22 protein-coding genes and 1 pseudogene are annotated in these 23,711 nt (G+C 71.1%); 7 read left to right on the forward strand and 16 right to left on the reverse strand.

Annotated features, from left to right (window positions below):
- Positions 1–173: 173 nt before the first annotated feature.
- The 3 genes and pseudogenes from H0H10_RS02925 to H0H10_RS39585 all read left to right on the forward strand — a co-directional run.
- Positions 174–1,604, forward strand: coding sequence for an endo-1,4-beta-xylanase (locus H0H10_RS02925; protein WP_188179197.1), 1,431 nt, complete (start codon positions 174–176; stop codon positions 1,602–1,604).
- Positions 1,605–1,704: 100 nt separating this feature from the next.
- A complete protein-coding gene (locus tag H0H10_RS02930) occupies positions 1,705–3,003 on the forward strand; it encodes an RICIN domain-containing protein (protein WP_188179239.1) in 1,299 nt (432 codons plus the stop codon).
- 146 nt (positions 3,004–3,149) lie between these two features.
- Positions 3,150–3,245 (forward strand): annotated as a pseudogene (locus tag H0H10_RS39585) (succinyl-CoA--3-ketoacid-CoA transferase); the annotation flags it as partial.
- Positions 3,246–3,661: 416 nt separating this feature from the next.
- Here the strand turns inward: H0H10_RS39585 and H0H10_RS02935 are convergent.
- Complete coding sequence (locus tag H0H10_RS02935; protein WP_188179198.1) at positions 3,662–4,990, reverse strand: class I SAM-dependent RNA methyltransferase; 1,329 nt, start codon at positions 4,988–4,990, stop codon at positions 3,662–3,664.
- A 76-nt stretch (positions 4,991–5,066) separates the two neighbouring features.
- Complete coding sequence (locus H0H10_RS02940; protein ID WP_188179199.1) at positions 5,067–7,130, reverse strand: APC family permease; 2,064 nt, start codon at positions 7,128–7,130, stop codon at positions 5,067–5,069.
- 609 nt (positions 7,131–7,739) lie between these two features.
- On the opposite strand from H0H10_RS02940, the gene H0H10_RS02945 reads away from it, so the two are divergent.
- Together H0H10_RS02945 and H0H10_RS02950 are read left to right on the forward strand one after the other, a co-directional pair.
- Entirely contained in the window at positions 7,740–8,411 is a 672-nt protein-coding gene (locus H0H10_RS02945; protein WP_188179200.1) for a potassium channel family protein, read from the forward strand.
- Positions 8,411–9,088: a potassium channel family protein gene (locus H0H10_RS02950; protein ID WP_188179201.1), complete on the forward strand. Its 678-nt coding sequence runs from the start codon at positions 8,411–8,413 to the stop codon at positions 9,086–9,088. Before H0H10_RS02945 ends, H0H10_RS02950 begins: the two co-directional genes overlap by 1 nt.
- Positions 9,089–9,327: 239 nt before the next feature.
- On the opposite strand, the gene H0H10_RS02955 is transcribed toward H0H10_RS02950, so the two are convergent.
- From H0H10_RS02955 to H0H10_RS02990, 8 genes are all read right to left on the reverse strand, one after another.
- The gene (locus tag H0H10_RS02955) at positions 9,328–10,113 is read right to left on the reverse strand and encodes a DUF3159 domain-containing protein (RefSeq protein ID WP_188179202.1); all 786 of its coding nucleotides are present in this window, start codon (positions 10,111–10,113) and stop codon (positions 9,328–9,330) included.
- Positions 10,114–10,116: 3 nt separating this feature from the next.
- The gene (locus H0H10_RS02960) at positions 10,117–10,515 is read right to left on the reverse strand and encodes an OB-fold nucleic acid binding domain-containing protein (RefSeq protein WP_188179203.1); all 399 of its coding nucleotides are present in this window, start codon (positions 10,513–10,515) and stop codon (positions 10,117–10,119) included.
- A 63-nt stretch (positions 10,516–10,578) separates the two neighbouring features.
- The gene (locus H0H10_RS02965) at positions 10,579–11,295 is read right to left on the reverse strand and encodes a response regulator (protein ID WP_188179204.1); all 717 of its coding nucleotides are present in this window, start codon (positions 11,293–11,295) and stop codon (positions 10,579–10,581) included.
- Entirely contained in the window at positions 11,289–13,835 is a 2,547-nt protein-coding gene (locus H0H10_RS02970; RefSeq protein WP_188179205.1) for a DUF4118 domain-containing protein, read from the reverse strand. The genes H0H10_RS02965 and H0H10_RS02970 overlap by 7 nt, the downstream gene beginning before the upstream one ends.
- 124 nt (positions 13,836–13,959) lie before the next feature.
- A complete protein-coding gene (locus tag H0H10_RS02975; protein WP_188179206.1) occupies positions 13,960–14,652 on the reverse strand; it encodes an ABC transporter ATP-binding protein in 693 nt (230 codons plus the stop codon).
- A gap of 361 nt (positions 14,653–15,013) precedes the next feature.
- Entirely contained in the window at positions 15,014–15,766 is a 753-nt protein-coding gene (locus tag H0H10_RS02980) for a DUF3710 domain-containing protein (RefSeq protein WP_188179207.1), read from the reverse strand.
- A 1-nt stretch (position 15,767) separates the two neighbouring features.
- On the reverse strand, positions 15,768–16,319 hold the full coding sequence (dut, locus tag H0H10_RS02985) for a dUTP diphosphatase (protein WP_309141719.1): 552 nt from the start codon (positions 16,317–16,319) through the stop codon (positions 15,768–15,770).
- The gene (locus H0H10_RS02990) at positions 16,316–16,900 is read right to left on the reverse strand and encodes a PaaI family thioesterase (RefSeq protein ID WP_188179208.1); all 585 of its coding nucleotides are present in this window, start codon (positions 16,898–16,900) and stop codon (positions 16,316–16,318) included. Before H0H10_RS02990 ends, dut begins: the two co-directional genes overlap by 4 nt.
- A gap of 57 nt (positions 16,901–16,957) precedes the next feature.
- On the opposite strand from H0H10_RS02990, the gene H0H10_RS02995 reads away from it, so the two are divergent.
- Positions 16,958–17,419 (forward strand): DUF3093 domain-containing protein, encoded by a 462-nt coding sequence (locus tag H0H10_RS02995; protein ID WP_188179209.1) that lies wholly within the window; start codon positions 16,958–16,960, stop codon positions 17,417–17,419.
- A 17-nt stretch (positions 17,420–17,436) separates the two neighbouring features.
- On the opposite strand, the gene H0H10_RS03000 is transcribed toward H0H10_RS02995, so the two are convergent.
- From H0H10_RS03000 to H0H10_RS03015, 4 genes are all read right to left on the reverse strand, one after another.
- Positions 17,437–18,366: a hypothetical protein gene (locus H0H10_RS03000; RefSeq protein WP_188179210.1), complete on the reverse strand. Its 930-nt coding sequence runs from the start codon at positions 18,364–18,366 to the stop codon at positions 17,437–17,439.
- 13 nt (positions 18,367–18,379) lie between these two features.
- Positions 18,380–18,676 (reverse strand): DUF4193 domain-containing protein, encoded by a 297-nt coding sequence (locus tag H0H10_RS03005; RefSeq protein ID WP_003993510.1) that lies wholly within the window; start codon positions 18,674–18,676, stop codon positions 18,380–18,382.
- 404 nt (positions 18,677–19,080) lie between these two features.
- Positions 19,081–20,310: a sensor histidine kinase gene (locus H0H10_RS03010; protein WP_188179211.1), complete on the reverse strand. Its 1,230-nt coding sequence runs from the start codon at positions 20,308–20,310 to the stop codon at positions 19,081–19,083.
- Positions 20,311–20,315: 5 nt separating this feature from the next.
- Complete coding sequence (locus H0H10_RS03015; protein WP_007387794.1) at positions 20,316–20,969, reverse strand: response regulator transcription factor; 654 nt, start codon at positions 20,967–20,969, stop codon at positions 20,316–20,318.
- 460 nt (positions 20,970–21,429) lie between these two features.
- Between H0H10_RS03015 and H0H10_RS03020 the strand changes: the two genes are divergently transcribed.
- Positions 21,430–21,603, forward strand: a complete 174-nt coding sequence (locus tag H0H10_RS03020; RefSeq protein WP_188179212.1) for a hypothetical protein — start codon at positions 21,430–21,432, stop codon at positions 21,601–21,603.
- A gap of 114 nt (positions 21,604–21,717) precedes the next feature.
- On the opposite strand, the gene H0H10_RS03025 is transcribed toward H0H10_RS03020, so the two are convergent.
- Both H0H10_RS03025 and H0H10_RS03030 read right to left on the reverse strand, forming a co-directional pair.
- Positions 21,718–22,524, reverse strand: a complete 807-nt coding sequence (locus tag H0H10_RS03025) for an inositol monophosphatase family protein (RefSeq protein ID WP_188179241.1) — start codon at positions 22,522–22,524, stop codon at positions 21,718–21,720.
- A 17-nt stretch (positions 22,525–22,541) separates the two neighbouring features.
- Positions 22,542–23,669: a ferrochelatase gene (locus tag H0H10_RS03030; protein ID WP_188179213.1), complete on the reverse strand. Its 1,128-nt coding sequence runs from the start codon at positions 23,667–23,669 to the stop codon at positions 22,542–22,544.
- Positions 23,670–23,711 lie beyond the last annotated feature (42 nt).

Raw genomic sequence — 23,711 nt, forward strand, 5'->3', positions numbered from 1 at the left:
CCGAGCGGGTGCTGTCCGTGCCGGTTGAGATCGTCCCGGATCCCTGACCGCAGAGTCCGGGGATGCGCGCTGCCCGGGGTTCCGGCCCGCCCCGTCCGTCCGCCGAGAGGGAGCGGAGGGGGCATTCCCCTGCGCTTCAGTCCTTCCGTGATTTCTACCTTGGAGGCACAGTCATGGGCTCGTATGCCCTTCCCAGACCCGTTATCCGCCGGAATATCCGCGGCCTGCTGTTGGCGCTGGTCGTCGGCGTCCTCAGTGCGGTCGCCACGCTGGCCGCGCCGCCGACCGCACACGCCGCCGAGAGCACGCTCGGCGCCGCAGCGGCGCAGAGCGGCCGTTACTTCGGCACCGCCATCGCCTCGGGCAGGCTGGGCGACTCGGCGTACACGTCGATCGCGAGCCGCGAGTTCAACTCGGTGACGGCCGAGAACGAGATGAAGATCGACGCCACCCAGCCCCAGCGAGGCCAGTTCAACTTCACCGCCGGTGACCGCGTCTACAACTGGGCGGTGCAGAACGGCAAGCAGGTGCGCGGTCACACCCTGGCCTGGCACTCCCAGCAGCCCGGCTGGATGCAGAGCCTCAGCGGCAGCGCACTGCGCCAAGCGATGATCGACCACATCAACGGCGTGATGGGCCACTACAAGGGCAAGATCGCCCAGTGGGACGTCGTGAACGAGGCCTTCGCCGACGGCAGCACGGGAGCCCGGCGCGACTCCAACCTGCAGCGCACCGGAAACGACTGGATCGAGGTCGCCTTCCGCACCGCGCGCGCCGCGGACCCGGCCGCCAAGCTCTGCTACAACGACTACAACGTCGAGAACTGGACCTGGGCCAAGACCCAGGCCATGTACGCCATGGTCCGGGACTTCAAGCAGCGCGGCGTGCCGATCGACTGCGTCGGCTTCCAGTCGCACTTCAACAGCGGCAGCCCCTACAACAGCAACTTCCGCACCACCCTGCAGAACTTCGCCGCCCTCGGCGTCGACGTGGCCATCACCGAACTCGACATCCAGGGCGCCTCGCCCACGACCTACGCCAACGTGACCAACGACTGCCTGGCCGTCTCGCGCTGCCTGGGCATCACCGTCTGGGGTGTGCGCGACACCGACTCCTGGCGGTCGCAGGACACACCGCTGCTGTTCAACGGCGACGGCAGCAAGAAGCCCGCCTACACCGCCGTCCTCAACGCGCTCAACGGTGGCTCCACTACGCCCCCTGGGGATTCCGGACAGATCAAGGGCATCGGATCGGGCCGCTGCCTGGACGTGCCGAACGCCGGCACCACCGACGGCACCCAGGTCCAGCTGTGGGACTGCCACAGCGGCACCAATCAGCAGTGGACCCCAACCGCCGCCGGCGAACTCAGGGTTTACGGCAACAAGTGCCTGGACGCCGCCGGCACCGGCAACGGCACCAAAGTCCAGATCTACAGCTGCTGGGGCGGCGACAACCAGAAATGGCGCCTCAACTCCGACGGATCCATCGTCGGTGTCCAGTCCGGCCTCTGCCTCGACGCCGTCGGAGCCGGCACCGCCAACGGCACCCTGATCCAGCTCCACTCCTGCTCGAACGGCAGCAACCAACGCTGGACCCTCACCTGATGGGACCTGCCACATTCGAAAGGGTGAATCGATGACGGCCAACGGTGCGGCGTCTCCCGCCCCTCCAGGAAGACATCGTTGGTGGTCCCGGGTCGCCGCCGTGGTGGCGGCGACCCTCGCGATCGGCATGCTCACCGCGGTGAATCCGGCGCCCGCCGAGGCGGCGACGGTGGACACCAATGCCTGGTACGTCCTGGTCAACCGCAACAGCGGAAAGGCGCTGGACGTCTCTGGCGCGTCCACCGCCGACGGCGCGCGGGTCAGCCAGGGGACGCGCCAGGACGGGACCAACCAGCAGTGGCAGTTCGTGGACTCCGGCGGCGGCTTCTACCGCCTCAAGGCCCGGCATTCGGACAAGGTTCTCGACGTGGCCGGCGCCTCGACCGCAGACGGTGCCGCGATCCAGCAGTGGGCCGACCACAACGGGGCCAACCAGCAGTTCCGCCTGGCCGACTCCGACGCGGGCCACGTCCGGCTGATCAACCGCAACAGCGGCAAGGCGGTGGAGGTGCAGGGCGCCTCCACCGCCGACGGCGGCAGCGTCGTCCAGTACACCGACTGGGGCGGCGCCAACCAGCAATGGCAGATGATCAAGCTGTCGTCCGGTGGCGGCGGATGCGGCAGCGCCCCGACCCTGGCCAGCGGTACGCACACGATTCAAAGCGGCGGTAAGAGCCGCAGCTTCATCCTCAGGGTCCCCGCCGACTACGACAACAGCCGCCCCTACCGGCTGATCTTCGCGTTCCACTGGCGGGGCGGAACCGCCGGCGACGTCGCCTCGGGCGGCACGAGCGGGAACGCCTGGTCCTACTACGGCCAACAGGAACAGTCGAACAACAGCGCGATCCTCGTCGCTCCGCAGGGCCTCGGCAACGGCTGGGCCAATTCGGGCGGTGAGGACGTCACCTTCGTCGACGACATGATCCGGCGAATCGAGGGCGGCCTCTGCGTCAACCCGGCACAGCGTTTCGCCACGGGATTCAGCTGGGGCGGCGGTATGAGCTACGCACTCGCATGCAGCCGGGCGAACGTCTTCAGGGCCGTCGCGGTCATATCCGGCGCCCAGATCAGCGGCTGCAGCGGCGGCACCCAGCCGATCGCCTACTTCGGAATCCACGGCATCAGCGACTCCGTCCTCGGCATCGCGCAAGGACGGTCCCTGCGCGACAAGTTCGTCAGCAACAACGGCTGCACCCCCCAGAGCCCGCGCGAACCCGCACCGGGCAGCCGAACGCACATCACCACGACCTACTCGGGCTGCCGTGCCGGATACCCGGTCCAATGGGCCGCGTTCGACGGCGGCCACATACCCGGTCCGGTCGACGGCTCCCCCAACGAAAGCGGCGTCGCCACCTGGACCAAAGCAGAGATCTGGAGGTTCTTCGCACAGTTCCAGTGACACACCCGCACCACGGGGTGGAGCCAGGGTGATCCCGGCTCCACCCCGTCGACGCCCATGCCAGTCCGAAGGACGGAGAGGCCTGTCGGGAGAGAAGAACACGTCGCGGAGGGAGGTCTCGCCCCGCCCGGTTCACGACCTCGCAGGCCGCCACGGCCTTCGCAATGATCCGCGGAGGCCACATCGACACCGCCGTCCTCTGCGCCACGCAGGTCTCGGCAGATGGTGACCTTGCCAACTGGGAGGAAGTCCGCAGAGAGATATTGCCGACGTGAGGTGCAGGTGAGAGCGACCGCACCGTGCCCTCATCCAGCGCGACGTCTCCACCACCTCCAGTCCCGCGCTCAACGACTGACCCGCGCGTACGCGGCCTGGTCACTTCTCCGAGGGCCGACGAGCCCTCGGCGCTCAGGACGTCGGCCATGCGACAACGACCGAGCGAGCGTCATGACGCCCCGTCAAAATCAGCGTCGAACGAGAGTCAAGACGTTCCCCAGCCGTCCCTCACAAAGATGAGACGGACCGCTCCCACCCTGCGCCGGTGCGCGAAGCCGCAGGTGACACACGTGGCGGGAACCTGCGACACCCTCCACACGGTGGAGACCCGGAAACAGGTCGACTCGACTCGTCATCATCGACCTGGCCACAAAGCAGCAGGTCAGGAGCCCTTCTGCGCGGGCTCCAAAATCGCCACGCACTCCACGTGATGCGTCATCGGGAACAGATCGAACACCCGCAGCGTCCGCACCCGGTACCCCCCGTCCCGGAAGTACCCCAGATCCCGTGCCAGCGCCGCCGGGTCGCAGGCCACGTACGCGATCCTACGGGCGCCCAGCGACGACAGGTGCTCCACCGTCTTGCGGCCGGCGCCGGCCCGCGGCGGGTCCAGGACGACGATGTCGACCTCGGTGATTCCGGTGCGCGGGAGGACGGATTCGACCTTGCCCTGTTCGATGCGGACGCGGTCGAAGCCGGCGAGGTTGTGCCGGGCGTCCTCCACCGCGCGCTTGCCGGACTCGATGCCGAGCACCGCGCCCTTGTCGCCGACCCGGTCGGCCAGGGCGCCCGCGAAGAGGCCGACGCCGCAGTAGAGGTCGAGCGCCATGTCGCCCTTGCGCGGCAGCAGTCCCTGCATGACCGCCTTCGTCAGCGTGTCCGCCGCCTTCGGGTGGACCTGCCAGAAGCCGCCGGCGCCGACCCGGTACGTACGGTCGTCCGCCCGCTCGCGGACGAAGGGGCGGCCGTGGACGCGGTGGACGCCGCCGGACTTCTCGTCGACCCGCATCACCGACACCGGCCGGTCCAGTTCGACGATCGGCAGCCGTGCGCCCGGCCGCGGGGTCAGGATGACCTGTCGGTCCTGCGAGCCGCTGGCCGCGATCGCCTCGACGGACTCCATGCCGGTCCAGTCCCGGCGCTCGATGCCCAGCTCGCTGACGCCCTCGGCGGCGATCATGCAGTGGTCGATCCGCTCGACCTCGTGCGAGCGGTGCCGGCGCAGTCCGGCGTGACCCTCGGCGTCCACGGCGTACTGCACCCGCGTACGCCACTGCGGCACCTGGCCGGCGGGCAGCTTGTCGCCCTCGGCCGGCATCACCGTGCCGTCCCAGCCGGCCTCCTCGGGGGTGAGACCGGCGAGGCGCTTGAGCTGCTCGGCGACGACCTCGCCCTTCAGACGGCGCTGGGCGCCCGGCTTGGCGTGCTGCCAGTCGCAGCCGCCGCAGCGGCCGGGGCCGGCGAAGGGGCAGGGAGCCTCGATGCGGTCCTTCGACGGCTCCAGGATCTCGACGGCGTCCGCGCGCAGGAACCGCGCGCCTTCCTCCCCCTCGGTCACCCGCGCCACGACGCGCTCACCGGGCAGCGTGTGCCGGACGAACAGCACCTGCCCCTCGGACGTACGGGCGATGCAGTGGCCGCCGTGGGCGACGGGGCCGACCTCGACCTCGTACTCCTCGCCCACCAGCGACTTCTTCGGTTCTGCCTGCATGGCGGGGTGACTCCAGTGACGAGAGGGTGATCAGCTGACGGGACGGGTCGCCCAAGAGAGACGACAGCCGACCAGTCTACGTCGACGGCGAGGACTCCTTCGCCCGGTCGGTCTGCGCGGGACCGCGGCGCACCGCGCCGGGAGCGTTCCACTCCTGCCGCTTGCGGGCCCGCCGCTTGGCCGCCTCGGAGGACTGCAGCTGGTACGGGACCGACGTCACCATGACGCCGGGCGTGAACAGCAGGCGGCCCTTGAGACGGAGCGCGCTCTGGTTGTGCAGCAGGTGCTCGTACCAGTGACCGACCACGTACTCGGGGATGATCACGGACACGGCGTCGCGCGGGGACTCCTTGCGCAGGCTCTTGACGTACTCGATGACCGGCCGGGTGATCTCGCGGTAGGGCGAGTCCAGCACCTTCAGCGGTACGTCGATGCCGCGCCGCTCCCACTCCTCGCGCAGCGCCTTGGTCTCCGCGGGGTCCACGTTGACGCTGAGCGCCTCCAGGCTGTCCGAGCGCAGCAGCTTGGCGTAGGCGAGGGCGCGCAGGGTCGGGCGGTGGATCTTGGAGATCAGGACGACGGAGTGGACGCGGGAGGGCCGCACGATGTCGTCGCTCGGGGCCTCCTCGGGGTCCTCGGGGGCCGCGATCTCCTCGCTGACGCGGTCGTAGTGCTTACGGATCGCCGTCATCGTCGCGTAGAAGATGCACATGCCGAGCAGCGCGACCCAGGCGCCGTGGGTGAACTTCGTGGCCAGGACGACGACGAGCACCAGACCGGTGAAGAAGGCGCCGAAGGTGTTGATGGCCCGGGAGCGGATCATGTGGCGGCGCTTGGCCTGGTCCCGCTCGGTGGCCAGGTGGCGGTTCCAGTGGCGGACCATGCCGATCTGGCTGAGCGTGAAGGAGACGAACACGCCGACGATGTAGAGCTGGATCAGGCGGGTGGAGTCGGCGCCGTAGATCCACACCAGGAGCATGGCCGCTCCGGCGAGCAGCACGATGCCGTTGGAGAAGGCCAGGCGGTCGCCACGGGTGTGCAGCTGGCGCGGCAGGTAGCGGTCCTGGGCGAGGATCGATCCGAGCAGCGGGAAGCCGTTGTAGGCGGTGTTGGCGGCGAGGAACAGCACGAGGGCGGTGGCCGCGGCCAGCACGATGAACAGGAAGCTGCCCTTGCCGAACACGGCCTCGGCGACCTGGGAGATCACCGGGTTCTGGACGTAGTCGGCGCCGACCGCGACACCGTTGTGGATCAGGTCGACGGCCGGGTTCTCGGCCATGCGGACGTTGGTCGCGGCGGCCAGCGCGATGATGCCGCAGAACATGGTGACGGCGAGCAGGCCCATCAGCGCCAGCGTGGTGCCCGCGTTCTTCGACTTGGGCTTGCGGAACGCGGGGACGCCGTTGGAGATCGCCTCGACGCCGGTGAGGGCGGCGCAGCCGGAGGAGAAGGCCCTCAGCAGGAGGAAGACCAGCGCGAAACCGGCGAGGCCCTGGTGCTCGGGTTTGATCTCGTAGTCGGCGGTCGGCGCCCTCATGGTGTCGTCGAGGACCAGCCCGCGGAACGCGCCCCACACGATCATGATGAAGACGCCCGCGACGAAGACGTACGTCGGGATCGCGAAGAGGGTGCCCGACTCCTTGACCCCGCGCAGGTTCATCAGCGTCAGCAGCAGGATCACGGCGATCGCGCAGAACACCTTGTGCTCGACGACGAACGGGATCGCGGAGCCGAGGTTCTCGATGCCGGAGGAGATGGAGACCGCGACGGTGAGGACGTAGTCGACGAGCAGGGCGCTCGCCACCGTGAGCCCGGCCTTGGGGCCGAGGTTGGTGGTGGCCACCTCGTAGTCGCCGCCGCCGCTCGGGTAGGCGTGCACGTTCTGCCGGTAGGAGGCGACCACGGTGAACATCAGCACGACGACCGCGACGGCGATCCAGGGGCTGAAGTGGTACGCCGACACGCCCGCGATGGACAGGACCAGCAGGACCTCGCCGGGGGCGTACGCCACGGAGGACAGCGGGTCGGAGGCGAAGACGGGTAGGGCGATGCGCTTCGGCAGGAGGGTTTCCCCCAGCCGGTCACTGCGCAGTGCGCGCCCGATCAGAATCCGCTTGGGCACGTCGGTCAGTTTGGACACAACAGAGGATCGTAAGCGTTCGAACGGGGGGTCGCCCACCCGCCACCCCTGATCCGCCCGCCGTCTGCTCTCCGGGTGAATCGCGGAGGCGGTGCGGCTGCGGATTCCGCAGGCTGCGGGGTTCGCATGCCTATATGACAAAACGCCGCCCGCTTCCCGGCGGTTGCCGCCCCCTGGAGGTTCCATGCATCTGACCGCGGAGATGATCGGCGGCGCCGCCACGCTCGTCGGCCTCGGATTCCTGACACTTGCCAGCATCCGCAGCATCGGCCGCCGCCGGTCCTCGGCCGGGGGGTGAGTACGGGGGCGGTGAGTACGAGGGCTGAGTACGGGAGCGAGCGGGGCGGGTGCCGAGCAGGGCGGGTGGGGCGGGTAGGCTCCCCGGGTCCCCAGCCCCTGTGGCTCGGGGAGGCTTGCCGATACGTTGGGCGTGGACAGGGGAACCCGGCATCCCGGGCCCCGAGGCGCGTCACGGCCGGTGCCCACCGGCATGATGTTCCCCCGCGGCCCGCACACCGGCCGCGACACGTCGCCAGGCGAGCCGAAAGAGAGACATGAGCAGGACATTCACGAAGGTCACAGGGCCCGTAGGAAGCACGGTGTGACGCGATGCATATTGTCATCATGGGCTGCGGGCGCGTGGGCTCCGCTCTCGCCCAGACCCTGGAACAGCAGGGGCACACGGTCGCCGTGATCGACCAGGACCCCACGGCCTTCCGTCGCCTCGGCTCGGCGTTCGGCGGCCGCCGGGTGACCGGGATCGGCTTCGACCAGGACACCCTGCGCGAGGCGGGCATCGAGGAGGCCGGCGCCTTCGCCGCCGTCTCCAGCGGTGACAACTCGAACATCATCGCCGCCCGCGTGGCCCGTGAGATGTTCGGCGTGGAGAACGTCGCCGCCCGCATCTACGACCCCCGCCGCGCCGAGGTCTACCAGCGCCTCGGCATTCCCACGGTCGCCACCGTCCGCTGGACGGCCGACCAGATGCTGCGCCGGCTGCTTCCCTCGGGGGCCGAGCCGCTGTGGCGCGACCCCACCGGCGGTGTCCAGCTCGCCGAGGTGCACACCTCGACCGCCTGGGTCGGCCACAAGATCAGCCGGATCCAGGAGGAGACCGGCGTGCGGGTGGCGTTCCTCACCCGGCTCGGTGAGGCGATCCTGCCCAGCTCGCAGACGGTGTTGCAGGAGGGCGACCTGGTGCACGTGATGATGCGCACCGACGAGGTCGACAAGGTCGAGGCGGCGTTCGCCACGGGACCCGAGAAGGAGGGCGGTCACTGATGAGGGTCGCCATTGCCGGAGCCGGTGCGGTCGGCCGCTCGATCGCGGGCGAACTGCTGGAGAACGGCCACGAGGTCCTGCTGATCGACAAGGCGCCGACCGCCATCTCGGTCGAGCGCGTCCCGCTGGCCGAGTGGCTGCTCGCCGACGCCTGCGAGATCACGTCCCTGGACGAGGCCGCGCTGCAGCGCTGCAACGTCGTCATCGCCGCGACGGGCGACGACAAGGTCAACCTGGTGGTCTCCCTCCTCGCCAAGACGGAGTACGGCGTTCCGCGCGTCGTCGCCCGGGTCAACAACCCCAAGAACGAGTGGCTCTTCAACGAGTCCTGGGGCGTGGACGTCGCCGTCTCGACCCCGCGGCTGATGTCGGCCCTGGTCGAGGAGGCGGTGAGCGTCGGCGACCTGGTCCGGCTGCTGCGCTTCAGCCACGGGGACGCCAACCTCGTCGAGCTGACCCTGCCGGAGGAGTCGGCGCTGGCCGGCACCCAGGTCGGCGACGTCCAGTGGCCCGAGGACACGTCCCTGGTCACGATCATCCGCGGCACCCGCGTGCTGACGCCGACCCAGGAGGACTCCCTGGAGGCCGGCGACGAGCTGCTGTTCGTCGCGGCGCAGGCCCGCGAGGAGCAGCTGGAGGACCTGCTGTCGGCGCGGCGGAGCGACGCGGTGAGCTGACCGCCGCAGGAGCACATGACGACGGTGGGGCGCCCGGGGATCCCGGGCGCCCCACCGTCGTCATGTCCGGCCCAGCACGCGTCGTCATGTCCGGCCGAGCACGCGTCGTCATGTCCGGCCGGGCACGCGTCGTCATGTCCGGCCGAGCACGCGTCCGCATGTACGGCACCGTACGGCCGAGCGTCTCTATGCCCCCACGAGCACGGCACCCCGCCGCCGGGCGGTGAGGCCGCCGGCGGTCACGCCTTGCGGTGCCTGCCGCCCGGAGAGTCGGCGGTGCCGCCCTCGCCGTCCGTGAGCCGCCGCAGCGAGTCCCGCTCCGCCTTCTCCTGCTCGGCCTTCTCCGCCGCCTCCATCTCCGCGAACACGTCGATGGGGGCCGGCGCCTTCGCCAGGAACACCCAGGTCAGCCAGACGGCGAGCAGGAAGGGCGGGATCTTCAGGGTGACCAGGACCCAGCCGAGCTGCTCGGTGTCGGCCCACCAGTACAGCGGGAAGAGGATCGCGCACTTGGCGAGCAGGATCAGGCCCCAGGCCCAGCTGGCCTTCGCGTACGCCTTCTTGCGGCCGGGGTTGCGGGTGCGCCAGGAGAGGTTCTCCTTGAAGACCGGGCCGAGGATCAGACCGATCAGCGGCACGCCGGCCAGGGTCGTGATGATGTACGCCAGGCCCAGGCCCAGCGTGTAGAGCATGCCGGGCAGGTAGAAGTTCTTGGCGTTGTCGGTCATCATCGCGAAGACGACGCCGAAGGCGACCCCGAAGACGCCGCTGAAGGCGTGCTTGACGGTGTCCTTCATCGCCAGGCGGACCACGACCAGCACCAGCGACACGCCGAGGGCCGCGATCGCCGACAGGTGCAGGTTGTTGTTGATCGTGTAGATGGTGACGAACAGGAGACCCGGCAGGACCGTCTCGATCATGCCCCGGACGCCACCGAAGGCTTCGAAGAGCGCGGCCTCCGTCACCGCCCGCGCGTCGCCCGCTTCCGCTTCAGTGTCTCCGGTCGGCTTGTCGAGGGACGTCACCGGCTACTCCCGTCCGAGGGGTCGCAGTTCGTATTTCGGGTTGAAGAGCACCCGGCGGCCCCGGCTCATCGAGATCCGGCCCGATGCGATGAGCTTGCGCCCCGGCTCTATGCCGACGATCGAGCGCCTGCCCAGCCACACCACGTCCAGCGCGGCGGAGCCGTCGAACAGCTCGGCCTCCAGGGCCGGGACTCCCGCGCGTGGTCGGAGGGTGACCGTGCGCAAGGTACCAGTAACCGTGACGATCTGCCGGTCCTGGCAGTCACCGATACGTGTACAGCCGGCGGTCTCGGCGTCCTCCCGCAGCTCCTCGGACTCCAGGTCCTCCTGCGATGAGGAGAGCCGGTCGAGCATGCGCCGGAACCGGCCCACCGGCTTGTCGGAACGAGGAACAGCACTCATATCTGAAGCGTACCGGGGCATGCCAAGCGGCTGGCACCCCCTCCGGGGCCGGTATCGGAATGCTCACTTCTCGAACCGGTACCCCATGCCCGGCTCGGTGATGAAGTGCCGCGGATGCGACGGGTCCGCCTCCAGCTTGCGGCGCAGCTGCGCCATATAGACCCGCAGGTAGTTGGTCTCCGTCCCGTACGACGGCCCCCACACCTCCTGGAGCAGCTGCTTCTGGCCGACCAGCCGGCCGGTGTTGCGCACCAGCACCTCCAGCAGATGCCACTCGGTGGGCGTCAGCCGTACGTCCTTCCCGGCCCGGTTCACCTTCTTCGCGGCCAGGTCGACGGTGAACTGCTCGGTCTCCACGATCACGTCGTCCCCGTCGGCCGGCACCGGCTCGGCCCGGCGGACGGCGGCGCGCAGCCTGGCCAGCAGCTCGTCCATGCCGAAGGGCTTGGTGACGTAGTCGTCGGCGCCCGCGTCCAGCGCCTCGACCTTCTCGTCGGAGGAGTGCCGGGCGGACAGCACCAGGATCGGCACCCGGGTCCAGCCGCGCAGGCCCCTGATCACCTCGACGCCGTCCATGTCGGGCAGGCCCAGGTCGAGCACGACCACGTCGGGGTGACGGGCGGCGGCGAGCCGGAGGGCGGTGGCGCCGTCGTGGGCGGCGTCGACCTCGTAGCGGCGCGCCTTGAGGTTGATCACGAGGGCGCGGACGATCTGCGGCTCGTCGTCTATCACGAGCACCCTCGTGGGGGCCTGGGGAGTCCCCCCGGTCGGGCTCAGCATGTGGCCTGCCTTTCTGCTGTCGTGGTGCCGAGGAGTTCAGGGGTGGTGCCCGCCGCGCGGAGGCTGAGGACCATGGTGAGGCCGCCGCCGGGGGTGTCCTCGGCGTTGAGGGTGCCGCCCATGGCCTCGGCGAAGCCGCGGGCCACGGCCAGGCCGAGGCCGACGCCGGCGCCGCGCGGGGCGTCGCCGTAGCGCTGGAAGGGCTCGAAGATACGGTCCTTCGCGTCGTCCGGCACCCCCGGCCCCCGGTCGACGACCCGGACCTCGACGCGGTCGCCGAGTGCGCTGGCGGAGACGAGGACGGTCCGGCCGGCCGGACTGTACTTGACGGCGTTCTCCACCAGGTTGGCCATCGACCGTTCCAGGAGCCCGGCGTCCACGGCGACCATCGGCAGCGTTTCGGGGATGTCCAGCTCGACGCTTCCCTCGGGCACCCCGCCGAGGGCCATCGGGACCACCTCGTCGACGTCGATCTCGCGGATCAGCGGGGTGACGGTGCCGGTCTGCAGACGGGACATGTCGAGCAGGTTGCCCACGAGGTGGTCGAGGCGGTCGGCGCCGTCCTCGATGCCCTCCAGCAGCTCCGCCTGATCCTCCTCGGACCAGGCCACGTCGTCGGACCTGAGACTCGTCACCGCCGCCTTGATCCCGGCGAGCGGCGTTCGCAGGTCATGGCTGACGGCGGCCAGCAGGGCCGTGCGGATGCGGTTGCCCTCGGCCAGCGCGCGGGCCCGGTCGGCCTCCTCGCGCAGCCTCTGCCGGTCCAGTACGACGGCGGCCTGGGCGGCGAAGGCGGCCAGCACCCGGCGGTCCTCGGCGGGCAGGACGCGGCCCGTCAGCGCGAGGGCCATGTGGTCCCCGACCGGCATGTCCACGTCGGCGTCCTCGGGCCGCTCCACGGCGGGGCCGAGGCCGGCCCGGCCGGCGCAGGTCCAGGGCGCCACGTCGCCCTGCCGTTCCAGCAGGGCGGCGGACTCCATGCCGAAGGTCTCGCGGACCCGTTCCAGCAGCGCCTCCAGGCTGGTCTCGCCGCGCAGGACGCTGCCGGCGAGGAAGGACAGGATCTCCGACTCCGCGCGCAGCCGGGCGGCCTGGTGGGTGCGGCGGGCCGCGAGGTCGACCACCGAGGCCACGGACACCGCGACGCCCACGAATATCGCCAGGGCGAGGATGTTCTTCGGGTCGGCGATGGTGATGCGGTTGACCGGCGGTGTGAAGAACCAGTTCAGCAGCAGGGACCCGATCGCGGCGGAGGCGAGCGCCGGGTACAGGCCGCCGAGCAGGGCGGCGGCCACGGTCAGCGCCAGGTAGAGCAGGACGTCGTTGGCGAGCCCGAGGTGGACGGTGTTCAGCAGCAGCGTCAGCAGCAGCGGGCCGACGAGGCCGGCGGCCCAGCCCCAGACGATCCGGGAGCGCCCGAGGCGCGCGCCCCTGGCCACGGGCAGCCCGCGCCCCTTGGCGACCTCCTCGTGGGTGACGATGTGGACGTCCAGGTCGGGGCCGGACTCGCGGGCGACGGTGGCGCCGACGCCGGGCCCGAAGACGTACTGCCAGGTCTTGCGCCGGGAGGAGCCGAGGACGATCTGGGTGGCGTTGACGCCGCGCGCGAAGTCGAGCAGGGCGACCGGTATGTCGTCGCCGACCACGTGGTGGAAGGTGCCGCCCAGGTCCTCGACCAGGGTCCGCTGCACCGCGAGTTCCTTCGGGGAGGCCGAGGTCAGTCCGTCGCTGCGGGCGATGTACACGGCCAGCACCTCCCCGCCCGCCCCCTTCTCCGCCAGCCGCGCGGCCCGTCGTATCAGCGTCCGGCCCTCCGGACCGCCGGTCAGCCCGACCACGATCCGCTCGCGCGAGCCCCAGATCTTCGACACCCGGTGCTCGCTGCGGTACTGCTTCAGGTACTCGTCGACCCGGTCGGCGACCCACAGCAGCGCCAGCTCGCGCAGTGCGGTGAGGTTGCCGGGCCGGAAGTAGTTCGACAGGGCCGCGTCGACCTTGTCGGGCTGGTAGACGTTGCCGTGGGCCATGCGCCTGCGCAGCGCCTCGGGCGACATGTCGACGAGCTCTATCTGGTCCGCGCGCCGCACGACCTCGTCCGGGACGGTCTCCTGCTGGCGCACCCCGGTGATCGACTCGACCACGTCGCCGAGTGACTCCAGGTGCTGGATGTTGACCGTCGAGATCACGTCGATCCCGGCGGCCAGCAGCTCCTCCACGTCCTGCCACCGCTTGGCGTTGCGCGTGCCGGGCACGTTGGTGTGCGCCAGTTCGTCGACCAGGGCCACTCGGGGGGCGCGGGCCAGCACGGCGTCGAGGTCCATCTCCGTGAACACCGCGCCGCGGTACTCCAGCTCCCGGCGCGGCACCTGCTCGAGGCCGTGCAGCAGCACCTCGGTGCGTGGCCGGTCGTGGTGCTCGACGAACGCCACGACGCAGTCGGTGCCGCGCTCCACCCGGCGGTGCGCCTCGGCCAGCATGGCGTACGTCTTGCCGACGCCCGGCGCCGCACCGAGGTAGATCCGAAGCTTGCCGCGTCCCATGGCCCCATTGTCTTCCGGTCACTGCTGACTGCGCAGCGTCGACCTTACGGCCAACAATCCCGACATAACGGGGCGGGGTGCGGCGCCGGGGCCGTCATTGACGCAACTCTGACGCCCGCGGCGGTCAGGACTCGGCGATCTGCCCGTCGCGCAGCTCCAGCACCCGGTCGGCCAGGTCGAGCAGGGTGGCGTCGTGCGTCGCGACCAGGGCGGTGACCCGTTCGCTGTGGACGACCGCGCGCAGCAGCTCCATCACGGCGTGGCCCGTCTCCGCGTCCAGCTGGCCGGTCGGCTCGTCGGCGACGAGCAGCGCGGGGCTGTTGGCGAGGGCGCGGGCGATGGCGACCCGCTGCTGCTGCCCGCCGGACAGTTCGCCGGGCCGCTGGGCGGCGTGGTCGGCGAGGCCGACCAGGGACAGCAGCAGCTCGACGCGTTCCTCCCGCTCGCGCGGGGCGACCCGGCGCAGCCGCATCGGCACGCCCACGTTCTCGGCGGCCGTGAGGATCGGGACGAGCCCGAAGGACTGGAAGACGAAACCGATGCGGTCCCGGCGCAGGGCGAGCAGCCCGTCCTCGTCCAGCCCGGCCAGGTCACGGCCGTCGACGGCGACCCGCCCGGCGTCGGGGACGTCGAGGCCGCCGACGATGTTGAGCAGCGTGGTCTTGCCGGATCCCGACCGCCCCTTGAGGGCGACGAGCTCTCCGCGCGGCACCTCGAAGGAGACCCCGCGCAGGGCGTGGACGGCGGCGGTGCCGTGGCCGTACGACTTGTGCACGTCCTCGACCCGCACCATGGTCTCGGTGACCACCTGACGCATACGCCCTCCCCCGCCGGATCCGGGCGCCAGTATCGCCAGCGGGCGGGGGACGTTCAACGGTCCGGACGGGATCGTGCCGGGGACGGTCCGCGGGCCTGACGACGGGTGGGCGTCCGCCCGGCCCGGTCCGGGCCCGTGCAGGACGGGCGCCGATCCGGCAGTCCGCGGGCCGGCGCCTGACGGACGACACGGACCGGCGCCTCAGGGACTGCGCGGGTCGGCTCCCACCGCGTGACGGCGCCGGCCGAATGACGTCGGCCGTCCGTCGAAAGACAACGCCCCGCACATGACAAAACGGCCCGCGCTCCCGAGTGCTGCGGGGCGCGGGCCGTCCTGCGCGTGCCTGCGGGGCCGGGGTCCGTTACCGGACCTCGGTGATCTCCGGTCCGCGCTGCAGCTGGCCCATGCCGCCGGAGAAGCGGGAGCCCTCCTCCTGCTGGACGCCCTCGGGGACCATCTGCGCGTCGTTCGGCAGCTTCAGGACGATCGGGTCGCGCGGCGCCATCGGGCCTTCGCCGCGGACCACCACGGTGTCCCGGAAGATCTGCTCCAGCAGTCCCGCGGCCTGCGGCTGCACCGCGCCCTGGCCGGAGATCACGCCGCGCAGGAACCAGCGGGGACCGTCCACGCCGACGAACCGCACGACCTGGAAGCCGCCCGTGCCGTCCGGCAGCTGCACCGGCACCTGGGCCCGCAGCTCCCAGCCGAGCGGGCCCTCGACCTCGTCGATGATGCCGCCCTGCTGGGTGATGCCGGCCGCGATCTCCTCGCGCACCTCGCCCCAGATGCCCTCGCGCTTGGGCGCGGCGAAGGCCTGCAGCTGGATGGCGCTGTCGCGCAGCACGACGGTCGCCGCGACGATCGCGTCGCCGGCGACCTCCACGCGCAGTTCCATGCCCTCGACCCCGGGTACGAACAGGCCGCCCAGGTCGACCCGGCCCTCGGCGGGGTCGCGGACCTCGGTGCTGTCCCAGGGCCCGTCGGGCCGCGGTTCGGGTTCGAGCCGCACCCGCTCGCCCTCGGTGTCCGCCTCGGTGTCGACGCTGTCGACGACCTGCTCGGCCTCGCCGGCCGCGTCCTCGGCGGCACCCTTCCTCTTGCGACGTCCGAACACGTCACTGTCCTTCCCGGTCGGATACGACCGAAGCGTATCGATTCCCACCCGTCGGGCCGCCCTCGGCGACCTGACCGCTTGTGCCGCTTGCCGGGTCCGTCTCGGCGTGTCCGCCGGTGGACCCGAAGCCCCCTCCGGCCCGCGCCGAGTCGGGAAGCTCCGCCACCTGACGGAAGCGGACCCTCTCGACCTGCTGGACGACCAGTTGGGCAATCCGGTCGAAGCGCTCGAACCGCACGCTCTCGCGCGGATCGAGATTCACCACGATCACCTTGATCTCCCCACGGTACCCGGCATCAATCGTCCCCGGGGCATTCACGAGGGCGACACCGCAGCGGGCGGCGAGACCGGATCGCGGGTGCACGAAGGCCGCGTACCCCTCGGGGAGCGCCACAGACACCCCCGTGGGCAGGACGGCACGCTCGCCGGGGGCGAGTTCGCAGCCGACCGTGGTGCACAGGTCGGCGCCCGCGTCGCCCGGCTGCGCGTAGGCCGGAAGCGGTACGTCCGGGTCGACCCGCCGGATCAGGACCTCCAGCTCGGGGCGGCTCACGGGTTCACCTCGAAGGCGCGGGCGCGGCGGAGCTGGTCGGGGTCGTCCATCGCGGCGCGGATCTCCGCCTCGCGGCCGTGGTTGACGAAGTGCTCGACCTTGACCTCGATGAACACCGCGTCGGCGCGGACGGCGACGGGGCCGTCGGGCCCGCCGATCCGGCCGGTGGCGGTGGAGTAGATCTTCCGCCCGGCCACCGCGGTCACCTCGGCCTGGAGGTGCAGTGTCGTGCCGACGGGCACGGGCCGCAGGAAGTCGGTCTCCAGCCGTCCGGTCACCGCGATCGTCCGCAGCAGCCAGTTCAGCGAGCCGAGCGTCTCGTCCAGGGCGGTGGCCAGCACGCCTCCGTGGGCGAGGCCGGGTGCGCCCTGGTGGGCGGGCTGCACGGTGAACTCCGCGGTGATCGACACGTCTTCGCCGGCCCGCGCCTGCAGGTGCAGTCCGTGGGGCTGGTCGCCGCCGCAGCCGAAGCACTGGCCGTAGTGCGCGCCGAGCAGTTCGCCGGGTGCGGGCGCGTCGGGGTGCCGTACGGGTTTCGTCGCGTCGGCGGGGGGCTGAAGAGCCGGGGAAGTACCACTCACAGGCGCAGACCTTACCCGCGCGTCGGCCCGGGGCCGACACCGTGCCAAGCTGGTTCCATGCAGCTCTCCGCCACCCCGTACGAAGAACGCCTCACCGCGCCCCGCTCCTGGTGGCTGATCTCCTTGCTGGTGGGTCTGTCCATCGCGCTGATGCTGGTGCCCTTCGGCACCCTGCCGATTCTCGGCGGGCTGGCCGGCGGCACGGCGGTGGCGGCGGTCGCCGCCAGTTCGTACGGCGCGGTCCGCATCCGGGTCGTGGGCGGCTCGCTGGTCGCGGGCGACGCGAAGGTCCCGGTCACGGCCCTCGGCGAGGCGGAGATCCTGGACCCGGAGGAGGCCCGGGCCTGGCGCACGTACAAGGCCGACACCCGCGCCTTCCTCCTGCTGCGCGCCTACATCCCGACGGCCGTGCGCATCGAGGTCACCGACCCCGACGACCCGACCCCGTACCTCTACCTGTCGACCCGGGAACCGGAGCGTCTGGCCGAGGCGCTGAGGACGGCGAAGGCCGCGGTCTAGCGCGGGCGTCACGGAGGTCAGTCCCCGGTGCCGTCGCGGCGGTGTCCGGGGTCCTTCACGAGGTCGCCCATGTCCAGCGCGTCCCGCGGTCGCTCCAGGGCGGGAAGTCCCTCCAGGGCGTCCCACGGCACCTGCCTCTTGCGCAGGTCGGCTCGGATGCGGTCGGCCAGTTTCCTGGTGTCGCGGCGGTTCATCACGGCGCCGACGGCGGCGCCCACCATGAACGGCATCAGGTTCGGCAGGTTCCGCACCATCCGCTTCATGATCTGCTGGCGCAGATGACGCTTCATGGGGCCGTTCAGCGCCGAGCTGACGGTCGAGGGTTTCGTCACGTCGATGCCGCGCTCGTCCGACCAGGAGTTCAGATACGCGGTGCTGCGCTGCGCGAGGTTGCCCGGCGGGCGTACGCCGTACACCTCGTGGAGTTCGGCGATCAGCTTCAGCTCGATCGCCGCGACGCCGGTGATCTCGGCGGCCAGTTCCGTGGGCATCGCCGGCGGCACGGGAAGCATCGCGGCCGCTCCGATCCCCGCTCCGACCGTCGCCGTGGCCCTGGCGGCGCCGGCCACGAGCCGGTCCGCGAGCTCCTCGGGTCCGAGGCCGGGGAACTGCCTGCGCAGCGTCGCCAGGTCCCGTACGGGGATCCGCGGGGCCATCTCGATGATCCGGTCGGCGAGGTGCCCCAGGGCTGCCCTGGCGCGGTCGCCGCCCTTGCGGACGCCTTCCCGGGCCCTGTACCGGAGCGCCGCTGCCCGGCGCCGGGCAGCGGGCACCGGAGGCTCCACGGTCGCCGGGAGGTCACCCCGGCCGGCCGCCGGTTCGAGCGAGGCCGCCCCCGTGCCGGTTGGGCCTCGCTCGTCGTCACGCGCGCCGTGCGGGCCGTCGGACGGCCCTTCGTCCGCTCCTCGGGAGAAGCGGCGCTTCCAGGGAGGGGTCGAGCCGGTCACGGCCGACCCCGCCTCAGTCGCAGTCGCGGCAGATCGGCTGACCGTTCTTCTCCCGGGCCAGCTGGCTGCGGTGGTGTACCAGGAAGCAGCTCATGCAGGTGAACTCGTCCTGCTGCTTCGGCAGCACACGGACGGCCAGCTCCTCGTTCGAGAGGTCGGCGCCGGGGAGCTCGAGGCCCTCTGCGGCCTCGAACTCGTCGACGTCCACTGCGGAGGCGGACTTGTCGTTCCGCCGAGCCTTCAGTTCTTCGAGGCTGTCCGAGTCGACGTCGTCGTCGGTCTTGCGTGGAGTGTCGTAATCGGTTGCCATGTCGCTCTCCCCCTCTGGGTGTCTGCGGTGTCTCCAGCGCACGTAACGCGTGAGAGGCCGGACTTGTGCCCGACCCGAGGCGGAGATTTTGCCTCACATCAAGGTCTGTTACTCAATCGACACCCAACCGGACTCCTCATGAGTGATCGGCTTGGATGGCGATGGGGACCGTACACGGTCCGAAGGCCGCACTTCAAAGGCGTCTCACCGTGTACTTCCCGTGATCAGGACCCCTGAAAACCAGGATTTTCCCGGCTTTCCGCCAGGGTGCATGATCACGGAGAGTAGATGGCCGAAATAGCGTCGCTGTGATCGATCACACATGCGAGCGACCGGCCGCCGGTCCGAAAATTCCGCGCAAAGCGAACATCCCAGGACCCGGTGAAACGGGCGGGGTCATGATCTCAGACGGGCAGCGTGACTCGCATCACGAGGCCTCCCCCCTCGCGCGGCTGGGCGTAGATGTGCCCGCCGTGGGCCCGGGCCACGGACCGGACGATGGACAGGCCGAGGCCGACGCCCTTGTCGCTCCCCGTGCGCTCCGTGCGCAGCCGCCGGAACGGCTCGAAGAGGTTGTCGATCTCGTACGCCGGCACGACCGGGCCCGTGTTGGTGACCACCAGGACCGCCTGACCGTTCTCCACCGCCGTCGTGACCTCCACCCAGCCCTGCTCGGCCACGTTGTAGCGCACGGCGTTCTGCAGGAGGTTCAGGGCGATCCGCTCCAGCAGGACGCCGTTGCCCTGGACGACCGCCGGCTCGCGTCTGCCGCGGATCTCCACGCCCTTGGCCTGCGCCTCCGCGTGCACCTGGTCGATGGCCTGGGTGGCGACCTCGGCGAGGTCCACCGGTTTGCGCTCGACGATCTGGTTGTCGCTGCGGGCGAGCAGCAGCAGGCCCTCGACGAGCTGCTCGCTGCGCTCGTTGGTGGCCAGCAGGGTCCTGCCCAGCTGCTGGAGCTCCACCGGGGCGCCCGGGTCGGACAGGTGCACCTCGAGGAGCGTGCGGTTGATCGCCAGCGGCGTCCGCAGCTCGTGCGAGGCGTTGCCGACGAAGCGCTGCTGGGCGGTGAACGCCCGCTGCAGCCGCTCCAGCATGTCGTCGAAGGTGTCCGCCAGCTCCTTCAGCTCGTCGTCCGGGCCGTCCAGCTCGATCCGGCGGGACAGGTCGGATCCGGCCACGGCGCGGGCGGTGCGGGTGATCCGGCCCAGTGGGGACAGGACACGGCCGGCCATGGCGTAGCCGAAGGCGAACGCGATCACTGCGAGCCCGAGCAGTGCCAGGAGGGAGCGGCTGAGCAGGCTGTCCAGGGCGTGCTGGCGCTGCTCGTTGACGCAGTCGTTCATGGCGCTGTTGAACTCGCTGGGCGGGGCCCGGTCGGGCAGGGTGCAGATCTCACTGGTGACCTTGCCCTCGGTGATCTTGAAGGGAAGGTCGCTGCCCACGTTCAGCGCCTGGGCCGCCAGCAGGTAGATGATCGACAGCAGCAGGATGCCGGCGATCAGGAACATGCCGCCGTACAGCAGCGTGAGCCTTATCCGGATGGTCGGGCGCAGCCACGGGAAGGGGGTGGTCGGCCGGGGGTCCCAGGTGGGCTTCGGGGGTGCCTGGGGAGGCGCGGGTGTGCCAGCCACGTCGATCAGATCCGGTAGCCGGAACCGGGGACCGTCACGATGACGGGCGGCTCGCCCAGCTTGCGGCGCAGGGTCATCACGGTCACGCGCACCACGTTGGTGAACGGGTCGGTGTTCTCGTCCCAGGCCTTCTCCAGCAGCTGCTCCGCGGAGACGACCGCGCCCTCGCTGCGCATGAGCACCTCCAGCACGGCGAACTCCTTGGGCGCGAGCTGCACCTCCTTGCCGTCACGGAAGACCTCGCGGCGATTGGGGTCGAGCTTGATCCCGGCACGCTCCAGGACCGGCGGCAGGGGCACGCTGGTCCGCCGGCCGAGGGCGCGGACGCGCGCGATGAGCTCGCTGAACGCGAAGGGCTTGGGCAGATAGTCGTCGGCGCCGATCTCCAGGCCCTCGACGCGGTCGCTGACGTCGCCGGACGCCGTGAGCATCAGCACGCGCGTGGGCATGCCCAGCTCGACGATCCTGCGGCACACGTCGTCGCCGTGCACGAGGGGGAGGTCGCGGTCGAGGACGACCACGTCGTAGTCGTTGACGCCGATGCGCTCGAGGGCGGCCGCACCGTCGTACACGACGTCGACGGCCATGGCCTCCCGGCGCAGTCCGGTGGCCACCGCATCGGCGAGCAGCTGCTCGTCCTCGACGACGAGTACGCGCACGTCGCTTGTCCTTCCTGTGTCCACCCGCGTAGCGCCGCTCGGGCGCACGAGGGCAGGGGGCTCGTGGGTGTGTTGACCTCCATCCTGCCCTTTTCGGCCATAAGTCGGCTGTAAGACGAGTGAGGGGCTGGTGCGCAACCCCAGGGAACCAGCGGGGAACCGGCGGGGAACCGGGAAGAAGAACCGTCACGGGAACGGGAATGCGAGATTTTCCCGTGCGGTTGAGGTTTCCGCGGGAGGGAGCAGGGGGAGGACCGCTTTACATCCCGCGATCACGCTCTGTCTGTACCGCACGACCAAGCGGTACGCCTCGGTCCGCTTCCGCAGAGCGGGCGTGGGTGTCCGGCACCGTCGCCGCCCAGCAGGGCAGCGCTGGGCACTCCACCGGAGACGTGATCGCCCCTTCCGAACGGCACACCCCCGTGCCACCGACCCACGACCCAGGACGAGGGGGCGCAGCATGGACGCTTTCACCGCAGGACTTCTGCAGCGCATAAAGACGACCGAGTCCGACCTCTCGCGGGCCCGCGACGAGGGCGACGACTTCCTCGTCGAGGTGGAGCTCGGCGAGCTCGACGACCTGCGCCGTCTCGCTGCCGAGCACGGCGTGGAGGTCGGCACGACCGGCGTCTGACCGGTCCGTGAGCGGTGGCGCCCCGGCGGATCCGGTGCCGGGGCGCTCCCTTTTCGCGTTCGTCCGCCCCCGGGGCGCCCGACCGCTCCCGCCGGGGCGGAGCGGGCGGAGCCGTCAGGCGCCGAAGTCCTCCAGGAGGCGCTGGAGGGGCTCGAAGACACCCGGACTGGCAGCGATCGTCAGCTCTCCCGACAGGCGCTCTCCGGGGCGTCCACCGGTCACGGCGCCCGCCTCCCGGGCGATCAGATCGCCCGCCGCGCGGTCCCAGGGGTGCAGCCCGCGCTCGTAGTAGCCGTCGAGGCGTCCCGCGGCCACGTCGCACAGGTCGATCGCGGCCGAGCCGCCGCGCCGGATGTCGCGCACCAGCGGGATCAGCCTGCGCGCGATCTCCGCCTGCTCGGCGCGGACCTCGGCGACGTAGTTGAAGCCCGTGGAGACCAGGGCCTGGTCCAGCGGCGGCGAGGGACGGCAGGCGAGCCGGCGCTCGCCGTCCCAGGCGCCCGTCGCCCAGGCCCCGCCGCCGCGCACCGCGTGGTACGTCTCACCGCGCATCGGCGCCGCGACCACCCCGGCGACGGTCTCGCCGTCCCGCTCGGCGGCGATGGAGACCGCCCAGGTGGGCAGGCCGTACAGGTAGTTGACCGTGCCGTCGAGCGGGTCGATGACCCAGCGGACGCCGGTCGTGCCCTGCGTGGCGGCACCCTCCTCGCCGAGGAATCCGTCCTGCGGGCGGCGGTCGGCGATCAGGCCGGTGATCAGCTTCTCGGCCGCGATGTCCATCTCGGTGACGACGTCGATGGGGCTGGACTTGGTGGCGGCGACCGCGAGGTCGGCCGGGCGGCCGTCCCGCAGCAGCTCGCCGGCGCGGCGGGCGGCCTCCTGCGCGATCTCCAGCAGTTCCGCGTGCAGAGGGTCGGTCACGTCGGTCACGGCACTCCTCACGCGTAGGGGCTGTCGGCGCCCGCGGCGGCGGGGCGCGGGGTGCGGGCGGGGCAGCAGCCCACCGGGCACAGGTCGTGGCTCGCGCCGAGGGCGCCGAGGGCGCACGGCGCGACCTCCTGGCCGCGCTCGCCGGCGGCCCGCTCCAGGACGAGGTCGCGCACCGCGGCGGCGAAGCGCGGGTCGGCACCGACGGTCGCCGAGCGGCGCACCGGCAGACCCAGCTCCTCGGCCTTGGCCCTGGCCTCGGTGTCGAGGTCGTACAGGACCTCCATGTGGTCGGAGACGAAGCCGATGGGGGCCATCACGACGGCGGGGACGCCGGCCGCGTGCCGCTCCTCCAGGTGGTCGCAGATATCGGGCTCCAGCCACGGGATGTGCGGGGCTCCGGAACGCGACTGGTACACGAGCTGCCAGGGGTGGTCCACGCCGGTGCGCTCGCGGACCGCGTCGGCGATCAGCCGGGCCACGTCCAGGTGCTGCCGGACGTAGGCACCACCGTCGCCGTGCTCCTCGACCGGGCCGGAGGTGTCGGCCGCCGAGGTCGGGATCGAGTGGGTCGTGAAGGCGATGTGCGCGCCGTCCCGGACGTCCTCGGGGAGGTCGGCGAGGGACCGGACGACACCGTCGATCATGGGCTCGACGAAGCCCGGGTGGTTGAAGTAGTGCCGCAGCTTGTCGATCTTCGGCAGCTCCAGGCCCTCGGCCTGGAGGGTCGCCAGGGCGTCGGCGAGGTTCTCGCGGTACTGGCGGCAGCCCGAGTAGGAGGCGTAGGCGCTGGTGGCGAGGACGAGGATGCGGCGGCGGCCGTCGCGGACCATGTCACGCAGGGTGTCCGTCAGGTACGGCGCCCAGTTGCGGTTGCCCCAGTAGACGGGCAGGTCCAGGCCGTGCTCGGCGAAGTCCTTGCGGAGGGCGTCCAGCAGGGCGCGGTTCTGGTCGTTGATGGGGCTGACCCCGCCGAAGAGGAAGTAGTGCCGGCCGACTTCCTTCAGGCGTTCCTTGGGGATGCCGCGTCCGCGCGTCACGTTCTCCAGGAACGGGAGCACGTCGTCCGGGCCCTCCGGACCTCCGAACGAGAGCAGGAGCAGGGCGTCGTAGGGGGTGGCATCGAGCACGTCTGGCATGCCTCGATCCTGCCACCCGGCACTGACAGCCCGGAAACGGCG

The organism is Streptomyces griseicoloratus, from assembly GCF_014534645.1.
In the GTDB taxonomy this organism is placed as follows: Bacteria; Actinomycetota; Actinomycetes; order Streptomycetales; family Streptomycetaceae; genus Streptomyces; species Streptomyces griseicoloratus.